Raw genomic sequence first — 20,348 nt, forward strand, 5'->3', positions numbered from 1 at the left:
CCGGCAGTGGTTGGCCCCGCCCGTCTCCGCTGTGCGGTACCCACCGCCCGCGCACCCGGAGACGGGTGCGCGGGCCCAACCCCTTGAATCGAGGCAACCCCATGACCACACCACACCCGCCGGCCGGTTCACCGCAGAACGACCCGGCCCCGGCCAGCGGCGTCGGCACTCCCGCCACCGAGGGTTCCGGCCGGTCCGGCTACCTCTACCGCAAGGTCGCCCTGCACCTGGCCGCCCACCCCGACAAGATTCTCAAGGTCGGCGAGATCACCCAGGCGCTCGGCGCACCGTCGTCCGGGGCGGTCTTCGGGGCGCTGAAGAAGATGGCCGCCGCCGGGCACGCCACCCACCACCGCGACCCGCACCACCGCTTCCAGATCACCCAAGCCGGCATCGACGCCGCCGGCACCCTCCCGCCCGCCGCACCCCGCACCCGCTCCAACGGTGGTGGGCGGCAGTCCCGGCCCGCGCCGGTACCGCGACCGAACGGGACGCTGTACCACCCACGGCGGCTCGGCAAGGGCTGGGACGTCGAGGAACTACGGCGGCTACGCGCCCAGCAGGTGCCGGTGCTGCTGTACGGGCCGCCCGGCACCGGCAAGACCGCCATGGTCGAGGCCGCGTTCCCCGACCTGCTGACCGTCGCCGGCACCGGCGACACCGTCGTCGACGACTTCCTCGGCTCCTACAACCCGGTCCCCGGCGGCGGCTACGAGTTCGTCCACGGGCCCCTCGTCACCGCCATGCGGGGAGGGCGGGTGCTGCTGGTCGACGACGCCACGCTCATCCCGCCCCGCGTCCTGGCCGTGCTGTACCCGGCCATGGACGGCCGCGGCGTCATCACCATCCCCGCCAACGGCAACGAGACCGTGCAGGCCGTCGACGGGTTCTACATCGTCGCCGGCCACAACCCGGGCGTGCACGGCGCGGTCCTCACCGAGGCCCTGGCCTCCCGGTTCACCGTCCACCTGCACGTCACCACCGACTGGGACCTCGCCCGCCAACTCGGCGCCCCCAAGCAGGTCGTGGCCGCGGCGATCGACCTCAACGCCGACCTCGCCGCCGGCAAGACCGTGTGGGCGCCACAGCTTCGCGAACTGCTCGGCTTCGTGACCGTCCGCGACCACCTGGGCATGACCGCCGCCTTGGCCAACCTGGCCGGCATCGCCCCCGCCGACGCCCGCGACGACGTCACCGCCGCCCTGTCCCGGCACACCGGCACCCCCATCACCGCGCTCGCCCTCGGCAAGCGCTGACCCCATCCACCCCCAGATTTCTGGAAGGAGCCATCCCGTGTCACATCCCCACACCCACCTGCAGCAGGGCGCACCGCCGCCAGCCGGCGCCAGCGACTGGCATGCCTGGTCCGCGGCGTGGACGCAGCACATCCCGCTGCTGACCGGCCGCACCGACCTCACCGTCCTCGTCGCCCCCGGCGCCGCCGGAGGCGCACCCGAGTGCTTCTACCCCGACCTGCGCCGCATCGAGGTCGACGCCACCTACATCGCAGACAACCCCGACATCACCGACCCGGCCAAAGCCCGACACAAGCGCCTCGTGCCCACCGGCTACGGGCTGCTCGTGCACGGCGCCGCGCACGCCGCGCACAGCCGCTGGAGCGCCCCGCCCGGCACACCGCCGATCCTCGCCGACGTCGCCGACATGCTGGAGGAATCCCGGGCCGAAGGCCGCCAACGCGACCGCCGCCGGGGCGACCGCCGCTGGCTGCGTCACGTCGTGACAACCCTCCTCGACCCCGACGGCTCGGCCGTCGACGACGCGTGGCACGCGGGGCAACTCGCCGCACTGCTCCTGGCCCGCGTCGACGCCCGCATCGTCACCAGCAAGGACGTCCGCCCCGTCCGCGCCGCCGTCACCGGCGTCCTCGGGCGCGCACGCCTGCGGAAGCTGCGGGACATCTGGCGCGAGGCCCACACCTGCGACGACACCGACGCCGACACCATGATCGCCCTGGCCCGACGGTGGTGCCAGGTCCTCGGCATCGACCCCGACCAGCAGCACGACACTCCCGTACCGGACGCCGGGCAGTTCGCCGGCCGCCTCGCCGCGGCCCTCGTCGACTATCTCGCCGTCGCCGCCGGCGTCACCCCGGCGCAGTACGCCGCGTCGATGCTGGCCCGCCGGCACAGCCCACCGTCGCAGTGGGACCGGCGGGACCCGACCGAGCAGGAACACCGCGCGGCCCGCGACCTGTCCAACCGGCTGCGGCAGGCCCGCACCCGCCACCCTGAACCCGGCCGGCGGCCCTCCACGATCCCACCCGGGCGGCTGCGCACCCGCCACGCCATCACCGCCGACGCGCAGATCGCCGCCGGGCAACTGCCGACGGCCACCCCGTGGCAGCAGCGCGCACAGCTGCCACCGGAGAAACCCCGTCTGCATCTGGCGGTCCTGATCGACCTGTCCGGATCGATGGACCGCTACACCGAGGCGATGTCGTCCGCGGAGTGGATCTTCGCCCACGCCGCCCGCCGCGCCGACGCCACGACCACCACCATCGGGTTCGGTGACCGCACCACCGTCCTGATACCCCCACGCACCTACCCGAAGCAGGTGCTGCGGATGCGCACCGACTTCGCCACCGCCACCTTCCCGGAAGCGGTCAAGGTCGCCGACCAGCTCCTCGACCTGCGCCACGGCCGCACCCTGCGGATGCTCGCCGTCGTCTCCGACGGCTACCTCGACGACATCACCGCCGGCCAGCAACTCGTCACCACCCTGCACCGGGCCGGCTGCGCCGTGCTCTGGCTGCACCCCGCCGACCCACCCATCCCGGGCGAGCCGACAGACCCGGACCAGGTCTGGGGGAACACCTTCACGCATGCCACCACTCTGACCGTCACCGACCCGGTCGAGGCCATCGCCGCGATCGCCGACGCCGCCGTCACCGCGCTCGCCCAGGCCTAAGCCCGGCCGCCCCGGCTGGCGGCCGGCCAGTCCTACCCCGCGCGCCACGGCGCTGCGACGACTGCGGCCGGGCAGCGCCGCGCGCGGCAACCCGCGACGTATGGACCCCAACCCCGGAATCACGGGGCTCCCGCCGGCCATCCGTCCCGTGTCTCGCTGGGACCGCAGCGGACGGCCTGCGCCGCTGGTCCACGACTTGACCATCCCGCGCCACCGAAGCGTGCATGCCTTGCGTCCCGACCGGCCCTGACAGGCCGGGCCGGGACGCGAGACGACGCCGCCCATCACGAGGAGTTCATCCCATGCGCTACGGCACCGACAGCGAATACCCCTTCGACACCGACAACCGGGCCTGGCGACGCCTCAGCAGCGTCACCAGCGAACACTTCGACGCGATCACCTGGACCCGTGACCCGGACGGCCGGCCGGTCCTGCTCACCCTGACCGACATGCCCACCGGGGACGTGGTCACCCTCGCCGTCCTCGACTCGCTGGAGATCCGCGACCCGTACACGCTGCTCGCCGTCCACACCGGCGGCGAACTCGACGCCTACAGCCCCACCAGCGGCGCCACCGCCGCCGGCGCCCACGCGGCGACGCTCGCCCTCGACAGCACCACCCTCGCCGCGACCAGGCCCGCACCGCTGCACGACCCCACCGCCACAGCCCTACCCGCTGCCTGCTGGGTCGACCTGCCGACCGACCTCGCCGCCGCCCTACATCCCGCCCTCTACGACGCCCGCACCTGCGCTCTCGTGCTGCTCGACCGCACCGGTGGCCGGTTCGCCGCCGTCGGCCCGTTCCCCGCCCACGCCGCAGCCGACGCCTGGCAGCCCGACGACGGACCCGGCCGCACCGCCGACCGGCTCATCGTGCCCCTGCACCCGGTGACCCATCAGGAGGCCCAGCCGTGACCAGCACCCACCCGCTGGCGCGCCCCGCGCTCCCGCCGATCGTGGCCGTCGACGTGGACGGCGTGCTCCACCCCGACGACCCGGCCCGCGCCGCGGCGCTCGGCTACCGGCCGCACCGCTACGACGGGCCCGGCCCCGACGGCCGGCACGTCACCGGCACCGTCTGGCTCCACCCCGACCACGGGCGGTGGCTGCGGAAACTGGCCGACCACGCCCAGCTGGTGTGGTGCACCAGCTGGAACCACCTCGCCGCCGCATGGATCGCGCCACGACTGGGCCTACCGGCCACCTGGCCGCACATCGCCGTCCACGCGGGCGGTGTCCGCTTCGGTCATCAGCGCAAACTCCCAGCCCTGTACGCCTGGGCCGCGCGGCGGCCACTGGCCGTCCTCGACGACGAGTTCGGCGGGAAGGACCCCTTCACCGCCGAGCAGCGCACCGCCGACGGCGCGCCGACCCTGCTCCACCCGGTCGACCCGCACCACGGGCTGCGCCGCGCTGACATCGACACGGTGCTGACCTGGCTGGGTCAGCTCTGAACCAGGCCGCACCGGCGCCACACCGCCCGTCTCCGCCACAGCACGTGGGGTCCGCATCCACGGATGCGGGCCCCACGCCGCGTAACGACAAGGAGTCGACGATGGACAGCACCTTCCCGCCCGCAGACGACCCGCACGCCGACCGGTCAGCCCCGCTCAACGTCGGCGACCCGCAGCTGCGCAAAACCCGCCTGCTCGCCCGCGAGTGCGCCACCTGCATCTTCACACCCGGCAACCCGATGCACCTCGAACCCGGCCAGCTCAAGCAAATGGTCACCGAGGCCTGCGGCGACGCCGGCTACATCATCTGCCACTCCACCCTGCCGTACGCCGGCAGCCCGGTCCCGCCCGCGGTCTGCCGCGGCTTCGCCGACCGCTACCGCACCTGGCAACTCCAGGTCATGCAACGGCTCTGGGGATTCGTCGAAGTCGAGCCACCCGACCCGGACTCCACCTCCACACCCCAATGATCAGGAGACATCACATGCCGAGCATCGACGACTTCTTCCAACGCCAGGAACACATCATCGACACCATTGGCTGGGCCGTCACGTAGGTGCTGCCCACCGACGACGACCCCGACACCACCCCGTTCGCCTACACCGTCGGGCTCACCGCCCACGGCTATCCGGAGCTGATCACCGCCGGACTGCCCCCCGAGATTGCCCACAGCCTGCTCAACGATCTGGCCCGCCGGGTCTACGACAGAGCCGAACGGTTCACCCACGGTCAGCGCATCCGCAACCTCATCGCCGGCTACGACGCCATCATCATCGACGGCCTACCCACCGCTGACCTGCTCCCGGGGATGGCGATCGCCCGCTACGGCCGCGCTCGCGTCCGTCTGCAGCAGATGGTGTGGCCCGACCGTCACCACACCGAGGCCGGAGCGCGGACATGTTCACCACACCACCCAAGTGCAGCGGAAGGGTACCTGCGGATCGGCGGCGTCTGGGGGTGGGCTGAGCGGACAACCCCCAGCCCACCCCCGGACTTCAGGATTGACCTTCATCGACTTGTTACGTCCAATGGCGTCGCAATAGTCCACCTGTTCCCGTCAAAAGCCCCACGTGTAGTCACGCAGGCTGAGGAGGGCCAGATGAACCCCGCATAGGAATTGGACGCCACGCGGTAGGATTACAACGTGCCAGACCATCGCAGATCACCCTGGACCCCGCTGGCTCCACTGGCCACACTGATCTTGGTGACCGCAGTCACCGGCTGCTCATCGCCTCCTACTAACAATCCGGATCCGGATGATATTGATCAGGGAATCCGCACGTTCGACTTTCGAAATACCTTATGGCTGGACTATTCGACTCTGAGTGGAACGCCTATTCTGCTCAACCTAAAGCTCAAGAATGGAAGATTCGAGGGTAAAATTGACTCTCCTTCGAGGCAAAACGAAACCCTAAAGTACGAAATTTTCGGCTCCCCAGCATTTGCTGACGTGGACGATGACGGCGATGAGGATGCTGCTCTCGCACTGCAGTCCGCTGATCAAGGAATGCAGCTGTCCTGGTACATGTGGGTATGGCAAGACGGGTCTGCACAACAGTTGCACTACCCTTTCTACCGACACTCAAGGTGTGACGCAGCCCAGACCGAGGTCCATCCCGCAGAATCCGGCTTTCAAGTATCAACCTCCCTGAAAAGCCAGAAAGATACTTGCGCGGCTCCGCCCATGAAGAAATTACAGTACTTCGTAAGTGCGCGAAACGGCTATCCTATTCGGATCCACCCAGCCCCTAGCGCTCCGGACAGGGATTGTTTCAGCGAGGACATGCAGAAAGCCGTTATTAGGAATCCCATCGCTGCCAAAGTCGCCCCAGAGGAAGCGGCTCCGGAAATAGGCGAACCGGAAGTCTACGGTCGCGTTGAAGTTTCTGTAACACACGAGGAATTCCTACTTGCCCGGCTCACTACTGACGAACGGACCGTATGCGGTTGGGTTCGGCGTTCGGCGTTCGGTAATCAAGCTTTGGAGGAGTAAGTCATCGTGTCAAGATCTTCCCGGGCAAGGAAAGCGAGGAAGAGCGCCGAAAGTGGGCACGCACCCCAACCCGGAGCTGCGGAGAACACCGAAGCCATTACCGTGGGGCGAGAAACCAACAGAATCGCCAATAAGACGTACGCCCTCAACGCAATACTCGGCTCTCTTGGCTTAATAGCCACTTTAGCGGGTATTAGTGCCGCCTTTTACGTAGGAGTAAAGCCCGCCCCTGAGCCGATTGGACCGAAGCTGAGAGTATCAGCCTTCTCTGCTGAGAAGCTGAGTAGCATACAGGCTGACGTCCTTGACCTTGGATCCCCAGCGGGCAAAGCTGAAATAGAGTCACCGGTCCTCGACGTGGTACTAAAGAATATTGGTGATCAAGTCGCAGTCGTCTCTGAAGTCTATTTCACGTTCCGATACTCGCAGAAAATCGAGACCTGCGAAAAGGGCGGGAGTCCAATCGAGATAGCGGGACGCTACGACATAAAGATCCCCTTCCCAGACAGGCCTACTCCGTTCAGCATTAATCAAGTGGTGCGGCATCAAATACCGGCAGGAAAGACCGAGAGGCTTGTATTCTCAATTGGCATTGGGAAGCTGCCAGAATATTCCGACATCTGGTTATACCAGATTGATATGCATGTCAAATTCGACGGAGGGGTTGAGGACATTCATGCTGGAACTGGATTGGTTGTCACGCCCGTGCCGAGCAAAGGCTACTTCCTCAACCAAAAGAACATCCCTGACAAGAACTGCCCATCGAGAACTCTCAATCAGGTAAGAAAATTCGTGGCGAGCTCTGGTGCGAGATCGGCCGCCTTCGAAGAAATCCTCGAAGAGCTTGCACGGTTCGCCTCTCGATAGCGAATGCAGTCTCGACTGGGCTGCCTGGTGCTCCGGTTGGCTTGCGGACCTGCCCCACGTTCGACGGATGGACGTTGCTTGCCAGGCGTCACTCGCGCTGACCGGCACGTCGCACGGGGCGCGCGTGTTGCCGCGTCCGGTCTCTGGCGATTCCCGGTCGTCGGGGGTAGTCCGGTGGCAGGTGCCGGTAGACCGAACGCAGTGACTTGCCGATCCTCTCGGCAAGCAACTCGGGGTCCATGTTCGGTTCTTTGCGCAGCCAGTAGGCGACTGCCTCTGCGGTTCCCTGAGGAATTGCCGACGCCTCGTGATCGCCAGCGGCATCGCTACCGCTCTCGCTGCGACCTGCCGAGTGCACGACGATCGGTTCGTCCGGCGGCGGCGCGGGTGATCGTGCTGGAACACCGTCGTGCCTTGTAGCAAGCAGGTGTTGCGCGTTGTCGGTGATGGGCTCGGGTTCCCGCTGTGACTGCGGCTCCTGTCCGCCGTCTTCCGGAGGGTCAGCCGCAGGCGGGGCGGAGGCGACTGGCGGAGATTCGCTGGGTTGGGCGACCCTCGCTGTCTTGGTGTGGCCCTGTCGTCTGCGCCAGCGAGGGCGGCAGCCAGCAGCGTTGGCGGCGATGATGCGTTCGGGGGTGAGGTCCGTGGCGAGGAGTGTGGTCAGCCCGTGGTAGTCGGCGGTGTTGGTGAGGCGGGTGGCGATCTCGTCGAGGTCGTATACCCGAACGGCGATGTCGGCGGTGGTGGCGTCCAGGTTCGTACGGATCTTGCGGTGTAGCAGTCGGGCGATCGCGGTGTTGCGGTGTTCGCGGGTGATCGCGGTGCGGGCTTCCTTCAGGGATTCGTAGAGGTCGAGGCCGTCTGTCTTGGCGATCGTCCGGGCTCGCAGGGTGAGGGCGGGATGCCGGATCCAGTGTCCGACGATCTCGTAGGCCGGTGGTGTGGGTGGGAGGTTCCCGGTGGCGCGGAGCCGGTCGCGGCGTTGGTTGCCGGCGTGGATGAGCCAGACGAGGTATCCAAGGGCGGACATGCCGGCGTAGAAGCCGCCGAGGAGGTGCTGGGGGTGGGCGGTCCAGTTGAACGTCACCGCCGCGGCGGCGATCGCCGCCGAGAGTAGGCGCGAGGCGATTGCCCGCTCGCCGAGCCGGCGGCGTACGTCCGCGTCGGCCATTACCACGACGCCGCCCAGTTCGAGGGTGGCGACGGCGGGGACGGCGACGGCGAGCGGGATGCCGAGGGCTTGGGCGGCACCGGTGACCTGGCCGGCGAGGGCTACGGCCAGCACTAGAACGTAGAACGCCTGGCGGGTTCGGGTGGCACGCCTGACCGCGTGAAGGATGTCGGTGTCGAGGTCGTCGCGGGTCGCCGGGACAGCGTTGGACCCTCGTACGGGTACCCGGTCATGGCCGGGTTCCCGCGACGTGCCTTCGCAGGGCTGCGGCGGTGTGGGTCGCGGGCCGGGATGGTCATCGGTGGTGGGCGTCGCAGGTCCGGTCGGGGCGGTGGAGGGTTCGGGCTGACCGGTACCGCGCGGGGGTAGGGAAGGCGCTGTCATAGCTGGCGTCCGTTGCCGCGGGTACGCGGTTGTCCCGCGAGCCGATCAGGTGACGGGCCGGGGGACAGGTGGTCGGCGAGGGCGAGGGTGGCCTGGCTCGGCACGGCGTCGATCTCGGCCAGACGGCGGGTGAGGGCGTGGCGTAGGGCGTGAATCTCGTCGAGGTGTCCGAGGGTGGCACACGTTCGCATCGCCTGCTGGTACAGCGGCTCGGCGTAGGGGTCGTGTCGGATGGCGGCCCGGATGACCGTGAGGGCCTCGTCCGGGTCCGGTGTCGTGCGCGCCAGCGCGAGGTGGGCGTCGAGTGCCTGCCGGCGGATGCCTTCGCGGTGGGCTTCGATCCACTCGTAGTCGAAGCCGTCGGCGAGGCTGCCACCGTAGGCGTCGACGGCACGACGTAGTGCCGCCAACCGGTCGTTGTCATCGGTGGCGCGGTCGGCGTCGCAGAGCGCTGCGCGCATCCGCCACAGGTCGGCGTCGACCGTCTGCCGGTTGAGGGCGTAGCGGTGAGTGGGGTGGGTGAGGTAGATGCCGTGGCCGCCGGTGCGGGCGAGGGTTTTGCGCAGCGCGGACACGTAGGTGTGCAGCCGGTGCGGGGCCTTCGTCAGGGGCGCGTCGGGAAGCAGGTCCTCGATGATCGTGTCCTGGGTCGCTTCGCCGTCGTGCACGACGAGGTAGACCAGCAGTTCGAGGGCCTTCGCCCGCAGCGGCATGCTGGTGTCTCTGCGCAGGATGTAAGCGCCGCCGAGGACCTGCACTGCCACTCCTTCACCGTGATCGTCCGGCTGGTCGTCGATGTCCGACGGTGTGATGCTCGGGTGGTGGGCGATCGTCGTCGTATGGGTGCTCTCGGTGGGTGTCGGCTCGTCGGCGTCGTCGGGAGGCAGACCATCGTCGGCGGCCGTATCTCCGGCGGCCGGACGCGGTCGTGGTTCTTGGATGCCAGCGATGTGGCCTCGGGGGGAACGCGGATGGAGGTCGGCGTGCGCTCGGGCGAGGGCGGCCAGCAGGTCGACGGTGTCGGCGGGGGTCACCACGGTGAGTCGACCGACACCCGGTAGGGACGTGTCGTGGGGTTGTTCGCCGTCGGCGGCGGTGGTCGACCCGTCGGCGACGACGGCGACGGTGTTCCCGTCCGCCCAGGCGCCGAGCAGCACACCGCGGATGTCGAGGCGCTGTCCCTGGGTAAGCAGTGCGGCGGTGCGGGCACGTTCGTGTGGTGCGGTGGCATCGGTGATGAGCAGCAGCGGGGGCAGCGCTTCTGCCGTCGGGTGGGTGTCGCGGAGCGCGGCGACGGTGTCGACCTCGTATCCGCCGCAGACCCGGGTGCGTCGCAGGACCTGCTCCTCCACCAGGTTGAGGGCGTCTGTGGGGGTATCGGTGACGGTCAGGCGGGGCGTGTCTGCCACCAGGTCGGCGTGGTCCCGCAACAGGGTGGTCAGGACGCTGGAGGGGATGACGACCTGGCCGTGTTGCTCCGGGTCCTCGGGTGCGGCGGTGGCGAGAGTTGAGACGAGGAGTCCGCGTGCTGCTGCCTGCGCGGCTGGTCCGGTCAGTCCGAGTCCTGCCGCCGGCCACCCGACGGTCGTGCGGCTGGTCGGCTCGGGGGTGACCGGGTTCGTGTCGGCCAGGGCGTCGATCGGGCCGGTGCGGGGGAACCCGACCATTTCCGGGTAGGCGGGGGTTGGGTTGGCGGTGACCTCCGCGGGTGTGCCCCTCGCCCTGAGGGGGCGGGGCCTGCTGTCGGAATCTCCGCTGGTAAAAGGGGTGGGCATGGGCAGCGCGCGGCGGATGCGGGCCAGGACTGTGGGCAGCGGCCGTGTCTGTGGATCGTGTCCGTGGGTCTTCGAGGACGTGGGGCCAGGTGGGGTTCGCCGGTTGGTCCAGGCGAGAGTGGCAGCGGCCAGCACTGCGGCAGCCAAGGCGGCGTCGATCCATCCCCGGTCGCCGAGGGACACCCCGGGGCGGTCACAGTCCGCAGGTGAACGGTCACGGTCAGGGCGGGGTGTGGCTGGCGCTTCGGGTGTGGTGGTGGCTGGTGTGGCCGGTGGGCGGGTGTCCGTATCGGGTGGTGGGGATGGGATGTTGTTCGGGTCGGTGTTGGGTGCCCACTGTGAGCTCGTGGAGGGCGCGGGTGGAGCCGGGGTGTCCGGGTGGGCGGGCAGGCGTAGCCGCCAGCCGGGGCGGATGAGGTCAGGGTCGGTCAGGCTGCCGGTGGTGAACCGCGCGCCGCGGTTGAGGGAGTAGATCTCGCGCCACCGGTCGGCGTCGTCGAGGCGGCGGGCGGCGATCGCGGACAGGCTGTCACCGCGACGCACGACGACCGTGGGCCGCCTCTCGGTGCCACCGCCGTCCGGGCCCACCGTTGGCGTGGCGGGGCGGGTGCCGTGGTCGCCGGTGAGGGGTGGCGGGCTGGGGTTTGCCGGCGAGTCTGCGGCGACCAGGACGGCGGGGGTCGCGCCGCTGGCGGCGGCGGTGACGGCGGTCGCGCCGAGCAGCGCGGCGGTCAGTCCCTGCAACGGCCCCGGCAGACGTAGCCCGGCGAGCCGGTGCAGGCGGCGTCCCGCGCGGTCGGACAGGTGGGTGAGCAGGGTGATGGCCAGCAGCGCCCACAGCGCCCACCCTGCGGCGATCGCCAGGACGGCGAGGAGTTCCGGTGTCAGCGGCTGGCTGATCCACGCCTTCACCTCGTCGCCGGTCGGCTGCCGCACGCGGGGGCGGGCGAGGTCCCACAGCAGCAGCGCGGGAGCGCCGATGACGGTGGCGGCGATCAGGGTTTTGCCGATGCGAGCGGTTGTCCGGATGCCCATGACGTCCCTTCCTGCCAACCGGGCCGGGGTGTGCGGGCAACGCTAGGGCCGGACAGGCTGGTGGGGACCATTGCGGCGGTTCACAGAAGGTCACAGCACCTCACACGACCTTACAAACGCAGCTCAGCGCCCAGATACCCTCGTTGGCCGAGTTCTCGGGGTGAAGACGGGCGGGGCCGTCCGCAGGGAAGGTAGGCATCGTTATCCGTCGTACTGCCGTCACCGGCACGGTCTCTCCGGTGGCCGTCGCGGCCGATGGCGGCAGGGCGGTGGCTGCCGGGTGAATGTTGTCCATCGATGTGCTCGTGTCGCCTCGGCGCAGCGTGGAGGCGCATTTCACGGGTGACGTGAGGATCATTTTCATGTTTGACTGATCCGCATGTCGGGGCAGGCGCGGCTGGCGATCGACTACGGAGGCGCCAGCACGGTGGCGGTGCTCGCGTGGCCGGACGGCCGGTGGACCCCGGTCACCGTCGACGGTGCCCCCGCGATGCCCAGCGCCGTATGGGTGGCCGAGGACACCAGTGTGTGGACCGGGCAGCAGGCGTGGCAGGCCGCAGTGCGTCAGCCGCACCGGTTCGTGCCCGCGCCCCAACGGTTCGCCGAACAGACTCTCACCGTCGATGGCCGGCAGCTCGAGGCGGCGGACCTCGTGGCGGCCACCCTGCGCCGGGTCGCCGAGCAGGCCGGACAGTTGACCGGCGCGCCCCTGGAGGATGTGCGGCTCGTGGTGCCCGCCGGCTGGGGGCCCCGACGGCGCACGTGGATGCGGCACGCGGCGCACCGCGCCGGGCTGGGACAGCCCCGGCTGGTGGAGGCGCCGGTCGCGGTGGCCGAGCACCTGCTGGCCACCGGTGCCCAGATGCCGGTGGGCGCGTACCTGGCGGTGGTGGACGTCGGCGGTGGGGCGGAGGTGACGGTCCTGCGGCGTGGTCCCGCCGGGTTCGAGGTCCTCGCCACCCTCGCCGACCCCGACGCCGGTGGGGATGCCATCGACCACGCCCTCGCCGCCATCCTGGCCGGCGGAGCCGACGGCGGTGGGTGGGCGTGGGCGGTGAGCGTACGGGCCGCGAAGGAAACTCTCGCCTACCACGCCGCCATCACCGTGCCGCAGCCCACCGGCACGGCGGTGGTGGCCACCAGCATGGTGCTGGAGCAGGTGGCCCGGCCGATCCTGGAACGGGTCGGGCAGCTCACCGCCGACGCGGTCGCCGCCGCGGAACTCACCACGGCGGACCTGGCCGGCATTGTCCTGGTCGGCGGCACGGCACGGCTACCGCAGACCGCGACGGTGATCGCCGAACTGGCCGGCCTGGCCCCGTGGGTCGTCGAGGACCCGGCGCTCGCCGCGGCCCGCGGCGCCGCCGGCGCAAGCAGCAGCAGCACCGCCAACGGTGAGCACACGGCGGGGCAGGAGCCGGTGCCGCCGGCACGGCGGGCGCTGGGCATCGCGGTGCCCGGCTTCGCGTCGCTGGTGATGATCACGCAGATGCTGCTCACCGTCACCCGCGGCGGCGTCTACCCCAACGAGTGGGCGGAACCGTCCTGGGGACAACTGGCGATGGCCGCCGTGTTCGCGGTCATCGCCTGCCTGTGCGCCGGCACGCTCCTGGGGTCCCTGGCCGCCGCCCACAGCGCCGCACCCACGACACGATCCCCTGCCGGCACCGTGAGTATCGGCATCCTGTCGGCCGTGTCGCTGGGCGCGGCCATCGCGAGCCTCTACGCGGTGATCGCCGCCCAGTACCTGAAGATGCCGGTCGGCCCGTTCCTGCGATGGGCCCTGCTCCCCCTCGCACCAGTCGCGGTCCTCGCCCTCATCGCCGCTGTTGTCGCCGCCCGCCAGTGGCGCACCCCGCCCGGCGGATGGTCGGCCCTGCTGTCGTTCCCCGCCAGTTCCGTGCTCACCGCCGCAGTCGGGATAGGCCTGGTCCAGTACTCGATGACTGCGGACCGGTGGCCGGACATGGTGTTCTGGATCGACCTGTCCGGCCGTGTAGGTGGACTGCTGCTCGGCATCGGCACGGTCATGGCGCTGGTCCGTCCCTGGGCGCTGCGGTTGGTCCTGGGCGCGCCGCTGGCGGTGATCACCTCCGCCATCACCGCGCCCCGCATGACCGGCACCCTCGCCGGTATCTACGCCACGGCCGTGGCCGTGTGGTGGGTGTACCGGCTGTGGACCCGCCTCGTCCGCACCCCGGCCACCACCTGATGACCAGCCACCACCCCGCCGCCGTCGACCGCCCCTGCCCTCGGTGCGGAGGCCAGCCCGACCACCAGGAGTGGGCGCGGTGAGGTGGCCCCGACAGGTCGCCTCCGCGGCGGCACTCACCGCGATGCTGGTCGGCCCGCCGCTCGTGCTCACCTACGCCATCGGATGGCCCCTACCGGCCCACCTCACCCAGGGACAACTCCACCAGTGGGTCTCCGATCCCCTGACCGAGGAAACCTTGACCGCCGGTCTGGCGCTCCTCGCCTGGATGCTGTGGCTCCTGGTCGTCGGCATCGCCCTACGCGCCGCCGTGACACGCGCGGCGACGACCATCCGGCGGCTACGACGCGTGCCGCTGCCCACCCCCATGCAGGCCACCGCCACCGGCATGGCCGGCGCCGCCGCCCTGTGGGCACCCACCACCACCGCCACCGCGACAGTCGATCAACCCGCCCCCACTCCCACCAGCACGGATGAGCACCCCCGTCCCCAGCCCTCGCAGGCAGCCGCCGCAGGTGTCGACGTACCAGGAGGATGGATACCCACCGACACCGCACATCAGATCGCCGCCGCCGGTGCCGCGGTCTGGTTACGCCGCCGCCGCGTCTACCTACCCCAACCCCCCGGACGCCACCGCGACGACAGCGACCTGACCGCCCTGCCGCCCACCGTCACCGCCGTCCAAGCCACACTTGCCGCCACCCCAGCCAGCCCGGTGCCCTCACCAGTCATCCCGACCGGAGGGGTAGGCCTGACCGGCCCTGGAGCCGCCGACGCCGCCCGCGGCTTCCTCATCACCACCCTGCTCCAAGCCCTCCGCCCCACCGGACACCCCACCACCGTCGTCACCAGCCGAACCGACCTCCACACGCTCCTCGGACCACACACCCCACCCCTGCACGACGTGCCCGGACTGACCGTCACCGACACCCCCGACGACGCCATCACCGTGCTGATGAAGGACCCGTCCGGACCACCGCCGACGCTACTCACCCACGCGCCCACCGACCCCACCACCGCCGCCCGGCTCACCACCGCACTTACCCACACCACCGGCACCCTCGTCGGCCACTGGACCCCGGCGACCTGGCACATCGCGTCAGACGGACGCACCGCCAACGGCGGTGGGCAGGCGCGACTGTGCGTACTCACCGCCACCGCCGCCCTCGACCTGCTCGCCGTTCTCGCCCCCACCAGGGCACCCACGGCGGTCATCCCCCGACAACGACCAGCAGAACCCACCCCACCGCCCGAACCCGCCCCGGCGAAGACCTTCGCCCTGCATGTCCTCGGCACGCCCATCCTGCGGGCACAAGGCCAACCAATAATCATCCGCCGCAGCGCCGCCCTGCAGATCCTCGTCGCCCTCGCCGTCCACCCCGCCGGCCTCGCCACCCGCGATCTCGCCACCATGATCTGGCCAGGCCTGGCCCCCCACACCGTCAACCGCCGCCTCTACACCACCCTCAGCGACCTGCGCAAAGACATCACCACCAGTGGACACCCCCACCCCATCGACCACACCGACGACCGATACCACCTCAACCACCAGCAGATCGACGTCGACCTCTGGCAACTGCACGCCGCCATCGCCCACGCCGCCACCACCGTCACCCACCCCACCCACGCCTACCAGACGATCATCGACCACTACACCGGCGACATCGCGGTCAACCACAGCTGGCCCTGGCTCGACCCGATACGCGAAAGCACCCGGCGACACGTCATCGACTCCCATACCGCCCTTGCCCGTGACGCTGCCGACCCGACAGCACGGCTACTTCACCTCCAAGACGCCCTCCACATCGACCCCTACAACGAAGACCTCCACGACCAAGCTGCCCGCGCACTCATCACACTCGGCAGACCCCACGACGCCGAGACGCTCCTCGGCCGCTACCACCAGAGGCTCACTGATGCGGGCCTGACGCCACCCCGCCTCGCCGGAGGGCAATGAGACGCTGCGGTCACCGGGCTCCGGCATTGGTGTAGCCGCGCATTCCGACCTCGGGTGTCCGGGCACTCTGCGGGTGATCAACGGCTTGGTGGCCATGGCAGACGAGTTCGGGGCACCAGCGCGCTGAATGAGCGGCCTCCTCGGTCTGTTGGTCGCGATCTTGGAGGCCAAGGGGCAGCCGGTCGATGACCTGCGCTCCCGCCCGGTTAGAACTCATCCCTCTCCAGCAGAAAGCTGTCTACTGGACACCGCAGCGGAGGATCCACCGCCTCACACACCGGCACCGCTGCCGTCCTGCGCCCTTGACCTCGCCACCCACCTCATGACCGGCAGAGCTTTCCGCCCATGTCGCACACGGTGTCCGTCGCCCGGTCGAAACGCTGCTGAACAGCGCAACCTTCGAGCATGTCTCTCGTTTGGAGAGGTTGTCGGCTAGCGCAACAGGAGAGAGAATTGCCGCGCTTCGAAGTCCACCCATCGATCGCCCGGGCTGTAAGGATCCTTACACTCTGCCGCTTCATCATAGGCTACTCGCAGGAGAACGAGGAGAAGACGATAAGTTATCGAAACATATATTGCCCATGTCGGCGACACTATCGCATCGTCAACAACATGCCACCTAAACCCAAGGAGTACGCCGATGACCTCCTGCAATGGGCATTTGCGTTGAATTGCTGGCAGGGCAGCAAAGAAGGGGCGAGGTCAGATGCGGGTCCGGATCACTCTTCGAGCAGCCGTTTTGGCAGACGAAGGTCAAGGCCTCTCTCCTGCGTTCCTCGGTCAACGCGCTACACAGCTGATGGAAAAGCTACTCTCCTTTGAAAGTCAAGGGAACGAAATCTACAACAGCTCGGTCTCGGTCGATGTAGACGAGAGTACGATAGTAATTGAAACGACGCTGGAAGCGAGGGATGCCTACCCAGTCGCAAAAGGCTTCCTGGCGGTCGTTCAGGAAGCCGAGTTACTAGACAACCCGTCTGCCATTCAACGAGGAAGGTTGCAACTCGTCAGAGCGTCATCGTAGATAGCTCCGACATCTGACTTGCGTCAGAGGAAGCTACCAATATTGCGCCGGCCAGTGGTCTCCGGGACGTCGGCTCGGCGGAAGTGCTCGGCGGCGATGTAGCCTATCTTTCTCCTTCGCCCTTCGTCTCGCCGCCGGTCTTCTCTTCTGCGGTGTCGGGTGTTTCTTTGGGGATGGCGGAGCCGAGATCAGCGTGGACGGCCCAGCGGGGAGACTCCCGGCGGCGTGAGAGGTGGCCGCGTAGGCGGCGCGGTGTCCGGTTGCGCTGGGGTTCCAGGTGGTGGCGCTGTCGATATTCAGGCCGAGCAGGCGACTGAGCACGACTGCCGGGAGCTCGGAGGCCAACTCCATCAGGGTGGTGTTGCGCGCGAGCCGGCCTCGGATATCGAAGGCTTGCAGGCGTCGCATGGCGTGGCGTGCGCTCATCGGTTGGCCCGGCCTGCCCGCCCGGGAACAGCCAGGAAGCCTCGTCAGTGCGTCCGATCACTGCATGCCCGTGGCGCTGGGCGAACAGTGTGCGACTATCTCCACCAGCTGCTGAGCGACTCCACCTCCGCCGCAGACGACCATGGAAGCTGAGCAGCGTTATTCTTGCCTGCCAGGATGTGATCCGTCCCGGACACGATCACGGTTCTGTCCAGACGCGCCGCACCCAGGCCGAACACGTAAATCGACGCAGTACCCGGCTGGAGTACTAGACAAGAGGAATGATCATCAAGGGCTGTCCCTATGATCATCCGGGCCGATGCCACCACCCAGCAGGTTAAAGATCAAGTTAGCGGACTACGCCGATTACGTCCTGCCGCTCGATGTGCAAGGCACCATGCCGGAGGGCCAGCCGGCGGCGGGCCACACCGCAATCATGACTCGACTCTGCAACAGCGCGTATTGCCTGCCATCGGGCCTGACCACGCGGCCCGGGTAGTCAGGCGCGTCCCCCACGTACACGAGCTGCTCCGGGGGACGGGATTCCGACACCTCCGGCCGCCTCGTGCGGTCATATTAGGCTGCGTAGCCGGTACGGTGGTTCTCCATCGAGAGAGCCCGCAGTCACGGTTGTCAGGAGTCGCCATGCCGTCGAATGGCCGTACGTCGGCCAAGGCTCTCGAAGACCTCAAGGACCATTTTCGGGAGGTCTGTTCCGTCCTTGGCATGCTCGACCCGGTCCAGATCGCCGCCCGTACGGCCGGTGGTGTCGTCCCGGAGACGGTGATGAAGATGTTCTCCGGTCCGGCCCTGCCGGCCTGGGAGTACTGGCTGCAAGTCACCGAGGCCCTCGGTGGTGACGTGCAGGTGATCGAAAAATTATGGGTTACCGCCGTCAAGGAGGAGGGCAGCTTCGAGCTCGGTCAGGCCGGATCGGGCCACACGACGGCCGGGGAGCACGCCATCGCGATCCCGAGTGATCCTGAGCACCTTCAGGCGCTGGGCCGGCAGTTGCGACGACGCGCGGACGCCGAGCGCGAGCACCACGATGAAATCGTCCGCGGCATGCGCTCGGTCGAGGGTGAGGTCGACCGTGTCTCGGCCCTGATCGAGGCCCTGCGTAGGAAGGCTGACGAGGACCGGCTGGCGCAGCGGATCAACGAATTGGAGTCCGAGCGCCGCCGGCTGCGCCGAGAGATCAAACGGTTGAAGGGCGAGCTCTACGCCGTCAGCACCGAACGCGAGCGGATCGCTACCGAGCTTGCGGAGGTGAATTACCGGCTGGTTGAGTTTCAGTTCGAACGGGCGCAGTATGAGGAACGGCTTAAGTACCAAGCCGAACTGCAACTGCGCGATACTCAGGAGGAGCTCCGCAAAATCGACGAGGCATGGGGCATTCGGATGAAGCGGCTAACCGAGGAGCTTTCCTCGATCCAGGAAAAGGCAGGGCGGGAGGCCGTGGAATTGCGGCAGTCGCTGTCCGAGATGAGCAGAGATAGGGCGAACTTCCAGCGGGCGAACCAGCAACTCCGGGCTGAGAACAAGGAGTGCGGCGCTGCCCTAGACGCCGCACGCAAGACGATCGATCAGGTTTACCGCCGGTGGTGGGTTCGCCTCCTCGTGCCCCGGCAGCTGTCAGGCACGGGCGGCCCGGTCCGTTCCTGAGGAGGTGGCAAGGTGTGACGGTAGCTCCGTGGCGTCGTCCAGCAACGCTGTCGTTAACTGGTCGGCGGTGAGACCGTTGACGTCCGGTGGGGTCAGCAGAGCACCGTAGAGTTGGGCTCCCTCAAGGATCGTGCCCTCTAGTCGTGCCGCTACGAGACTCGCCCGATCCAGCCGTGCCCCGGCAAGGGCAGCCCAGCTCAGATCGGCGGCGGTAAGGAACGCATCTTCGAGACCGCTGTTCACCAGTAGCGCCTCCGTGAGGTCGGCGTCCAGAAACGATGCGCCGCGCAGGTCGGCTCCGCTGAGGTCAGCCCCCTTAAGGCACGAGTTGTCGAAGCGCGTCAGGGGCAAATGCCCATCGGACATCACCGCGCCGCGGAGATTGGTGCCTGAGAGATCGAGAGCGCGGGTCTCCGACCTCCGGGGTCTGCGGCACAGCACGGTCAGGGCTGACTGAACGTCAACCAGGGGTGGCGCGGCCGACTCGCCGTCAGCTGACTTGCCCTCCGGCCGTGCGGCATGCCGACGGACGAAGGTGGCCAGTACCTCGACCACCGTCCAGTGGTCCTGCGGGGACTCAGCCATCAGCCGTTCCAGGGCGTAGATCCCGCCGACTCGCTCCATTGGCTCTGCGGACCCGAGCTGCGTTACCGCCTTGCCATACCGATCTGCCCACTGACCGCGTCTGGTCAGAAAGAAGGTACGCGCAGTGAATGCTAGCCCGGCCGCCGTCACGACGCCGGCAACGGCCACGAGAAGCATTTGACGTGTCGCGTTGAGGGACGCCGAGACGTCCTTGTCGGACACGCCCGTCAGCGGCGTCAGCCATCGAGCCACCGGACCGATGAGAAAGGCCAAGACTCCGCACGTAGTAACCGCCGAGGCGGCCAGCATGAAAAGTGGCCAGCGTCGTCGGATCGCACTGGCGCGGGACAGCCGTCGCTCCACCATGTCCATGCTCAAAGCCAACCGGCGCCGCAGAGAACGCATGGCTCATGATGGCACGCAGGCCGTAGCGGTCAGCTCAGCCCCGCGCCCGAGTGTGCTGCCGTCAGTCCTGGCCGACCGGATCAACGGCCGCTACCTCGTCGGCCACAACATCAACGTCGACTGGCGACTACTGCACCGCCAGGTCCCCGGCATCCAGCCCGCCGGCCTCATCGACACCCTGCGCCTCGCCCGCACGCTGGCCACCGGCCGCCCGCACAGCCTGGCCTCACTCATCGACGCGCTCGGCCTCACCGATCACGTCAACGCCGCCGCACCCGGATCGCAGCCACACCGCGCACTCTGGGACACCATCGCCGCAGCGATGCTGCTGCCTAAACTGATCAACAAACGCTGGGCGGCACCGCCAACGATCACCGAACTGGTCGCCGTAGCCGGCATACCGACGACCCCCGCGAGGCAGACACCGTCCCATACCCCCCAGCCCGCTCTATTCTGAGCAGTCACACC

15 protein-coding genes are annotated in these 20,348 nt (G+C 68.7%); 12 read left to right on the forward strand and 3 right to left on the reverse strand.

What is annotated here, in order from left to right; genetic code table 11:
* Positions 1-101: 101 nt before the first annotated feature.
* From GA0070216_RS24855 to GA0070216_RS34020, 8 genes are all read left to right on the forward strand, one after another.
* Positions 102-1,256 carry an AAA family ATPase gene (locus GA0070216_RS24855; protein ID WP_091250999.1) on the forward strand — a complete coding sequence of 385 codons (1,155 nt, stop codon included), beginning with the start codon at positions 102-104 and terminating at the stop codon, positions 1,254-1,256.
* 37 nt (positions 1,257-1,293) lie between these two features.
* Positions 1,294-2,928, forward strand: a complete 1,635-nt coding sequence (locus tag GA0070216_RS24860; RefSeq protein WP_091251001.1) for a VWA domain-containing protein — start codon at positions 1,294-1,296, stop codon at positions 2,926-2,928.
* 302 nt (positions 2,929-3,230) lie between these two features.
* Positions 3,231-3,842, forward strand: a complete 612-nt coding sequence (locus GA0070216_RS24865) for a hypothetical protein (RefSeq protein WP_091251004.1) — start codon at positions 3,231-3,233, stop codon at positions 3,840-3,842.
* Entirely contained in the window at positions 3,839-4,381 is a 543-nt protein-coding gene (locus GA0070216_RS24870) for an HAD domain-containing protein (RefSeq protein ID WP_091251007.1), read from the forward strand. Before GA0070216_RS24865 ends, GA0070216_RS24870 begins: the two co-directional genes overlap by 4 nt.
* Before the next feature lie 101 nt (positions 4,382-4,482).
* Complete coding sequence (locus GA0070216_RS24875; protein WP_091251009.1) at positions 4,483-4,851, forward strand: hypothetical protein; 369 nt, start codon at positions 4,483-4,485, stop codon at positions 4,849-4,851.
* 86 nt (positions 4,852-4,937) lie between these two features.
* Positions 4,938-5,495: a DUF4262 domain-containing protein gene (locus GA0070216_RS35745; RefSeq protein WP_245722695.1), complete on the forward strand. Its 558-nt coding sequence runs from the start codon at positions 4,938-4,940 to the stop codon at positions 5,493-5,495.
* A 90-nt stretch (positions 5,496-5,585) separates the two neighbouring features.
* Positions 5,586-6,374: a hypothetical protein gene (locus GA0070216_RS34015; protein WP_141723194.1), complete on the forward strand. Its 789-nt coding sequence runs from the start codon at positions 5,586-5,588 to the stop codon at positions 6,372-6,374.
* Positions 6,375-6,380: 6 nt separating this feature from the next.
* Positions 6,381-7,241 (forward strand): hypothetical protein, encoded by an 861-nt coding sequence (locus GA0070216_RS34020; protein ID WP_141723195.1) that lies wholly within the window; start codon positions 6,381-6,383, stop codon positions 7,239-7,241.
* An 88-nt stretch (positions 7,242-7,329) separates the two neighbouring features.
* Here GA0070216_RS34020 and GA0070216_RS24885 read toward each other — a convergent pair whose 3' ends face one another.
* Both GA0070216_RS24885 and GA0070216_RS24890 read right to left on the reverse strand, forming a co-directional pair.
* Positions 7,330-8,412, reverse strand: coding sequence for a hypothetical protein (locus tag GA0070216_RS24885; RefSeq protein WP_141723196.1), 1,083 nt, complete (start codon positions 8,410-8,412; stop codon positions 7,330-7,332).
* Positions 8,413-8,792: 380 nt separating this feature from the next.
* Positions 8,793-11,606, reverse strand: a complete 2,814-nt coding sequence (locus tag GA0070216_RS24890) for a BTAD domain-containing putative transcriptional regulator (protein ID WP_091251012.1) — start codon at positions 11,604-11,606, stop codon at positions 8,793-8,795.
* Positions 11,607-11,985: 379 nt separating this feature from the next.
* Between GA0070216_RS24890 and GA0070216_RS24895 the strand changes: the two genes are divergently transcribed.
* From GA0070216_RS24895 to GA0070216_RS24910, 3 genes are all read left to right on the forward strand, one after another.
* A complete protein-coding gene (locus GA0070216_RS24895) occupies positions 11,986-13,818 on the forward strand; it encodes an Hsp70 family protein (RefSeq protein ID WP_091251013.1) in 1,833 nt (610 codons plus the stop codon).
* Positions 13,819-13,897: 79 nt separating this feature from the next.
* The gene (locus GA0070216_RS36225) at positions 13,898-15,775 is read left to right on the forward strand and encodes an AfsR/SARP family transcriptional regulator (protein ID WP_141723197.1); all 1,878 of its coding nucleotides are present in this window, start codon (positions 13,898-13,900) and stop codon (positions 15,773-15,775) included.
* 2,095 nt (positions 15,776-17,870) lie between these two features.
* Positions 17,871-18,890, forward strand: coding sequence for a coiled-coil domain-containing protein (locus tag GA0070216_RS24910; protein WP_141723198.1), 1,020 nt, complete (start codon positions 17,871-17,873; stop codon positions 18,888-18,890).
* On the opposite strand, the gene GA0070216_RS24915 is transcribed toward GA0070216_RS24910, so the two are convergent.
* Complete coding sequence (locus tag GA0070216_RS24915) at positions 18,861-19,748, reverse strand: pentapeptide repeat-containing protein (RefSeq protein WP_245722696.1); 888 nt, start codon at positions 19,746-19,748, stop codon at positions 18,861-18,863. The two genes, GA0070216_RS24910 and GA0070216_RS24915, sit on opposite strands and share 30 nt — an antisense overlap.
* On the opposite strand from GA0070216_RS24915, the gene GA0070216_RS24920 reads away from it, so the two are divergent.
* Positions 19,735-20,337 (forward strand): PolC-type DNA polymerase III domain-containing protein, encoded by a 603-nt coding sequence (locus GA0070216_RS24920; RefSeq protein WP_245722697.1) that lies wholly within the window; start codon positions 19,735-19,737, stop codon positions 20,335-20,337. The genes GA0070216_RS24915 and GA0070216_RS24920 overlap by 14 nt on opposite strands.
* Positions 20,338-20,348 lie beyond the last annotated feature (11 nt).

This window comes from Micromonospora matsumotoense (assembly GCF_900091525.1).
In the GTDB taxonomy this organism is placed as follows: Bacteria; Actinomycetota; Actinomycetes; order Mycobacteriales; family Micromonosporaceae; genus Micromonospora; species Micromonospora matsumotoensis.

Bases quoted from the DNA above. Each gene is read 5' to 3' on its own strand.
- GA0070216_RS24910 (WP_141723198.1), top strand. From the start codon at position 17,871: ATGCCGTCGAATGGCCGTACGTCGGCCAAGGCTCTCGAAGACCTCAAG.
- GA0070216_RS24920 (WP_245722697.1), top strand. From the start codon at position 19,735: ATGAGAAAGGCCAAGACTCCGCACGTAGTAACCGCCGAGGCGGCCAGC.
- GA0070216_RS24890 (WP_091251012.1), bottom strand. From the start codon at position 11,606: ATGGGCATCCGGACAACCGCTCGCATCGGCAAAACCCTGATCGCCGCC.
- GA0070216_RS24895 (WP_091251013.1), top strand. From the start codon at position 11,986: ATGTCGGGGCAGGCGCGGCTGGCGATCGACTACGGAGGCGCCAGCACG.
- GA0070216_RS24855 (WP_091250999.1), top strand. From the start codon at position 102: ATGACCACACCACACCCGCCGGCCGGTTCACCGCAGAACGACCCGGCC.
- GA0070216_RS24885 (WP_141723196.1), bottom strand. From the start codon at position 8,412: ATGGCCGACGCGGACGTACGCCGCCGGCTCGGCGAGCGGGCAATCGCC.
- GA0070216_RS24875 (WP_091251009.1), top strand. From the start codon at position 4,483: ATGGACAGCACCTTCCCGCCCGCAGACGACCCGCACGCCGACCGGTCA.
- GA0070216_RS24865 (WP_091251004.1), top strand. From the start codon at position 3,231: ATGCGCTACGGCACCGACAGCGAATACCCCTTCGACACCGACAACCGG.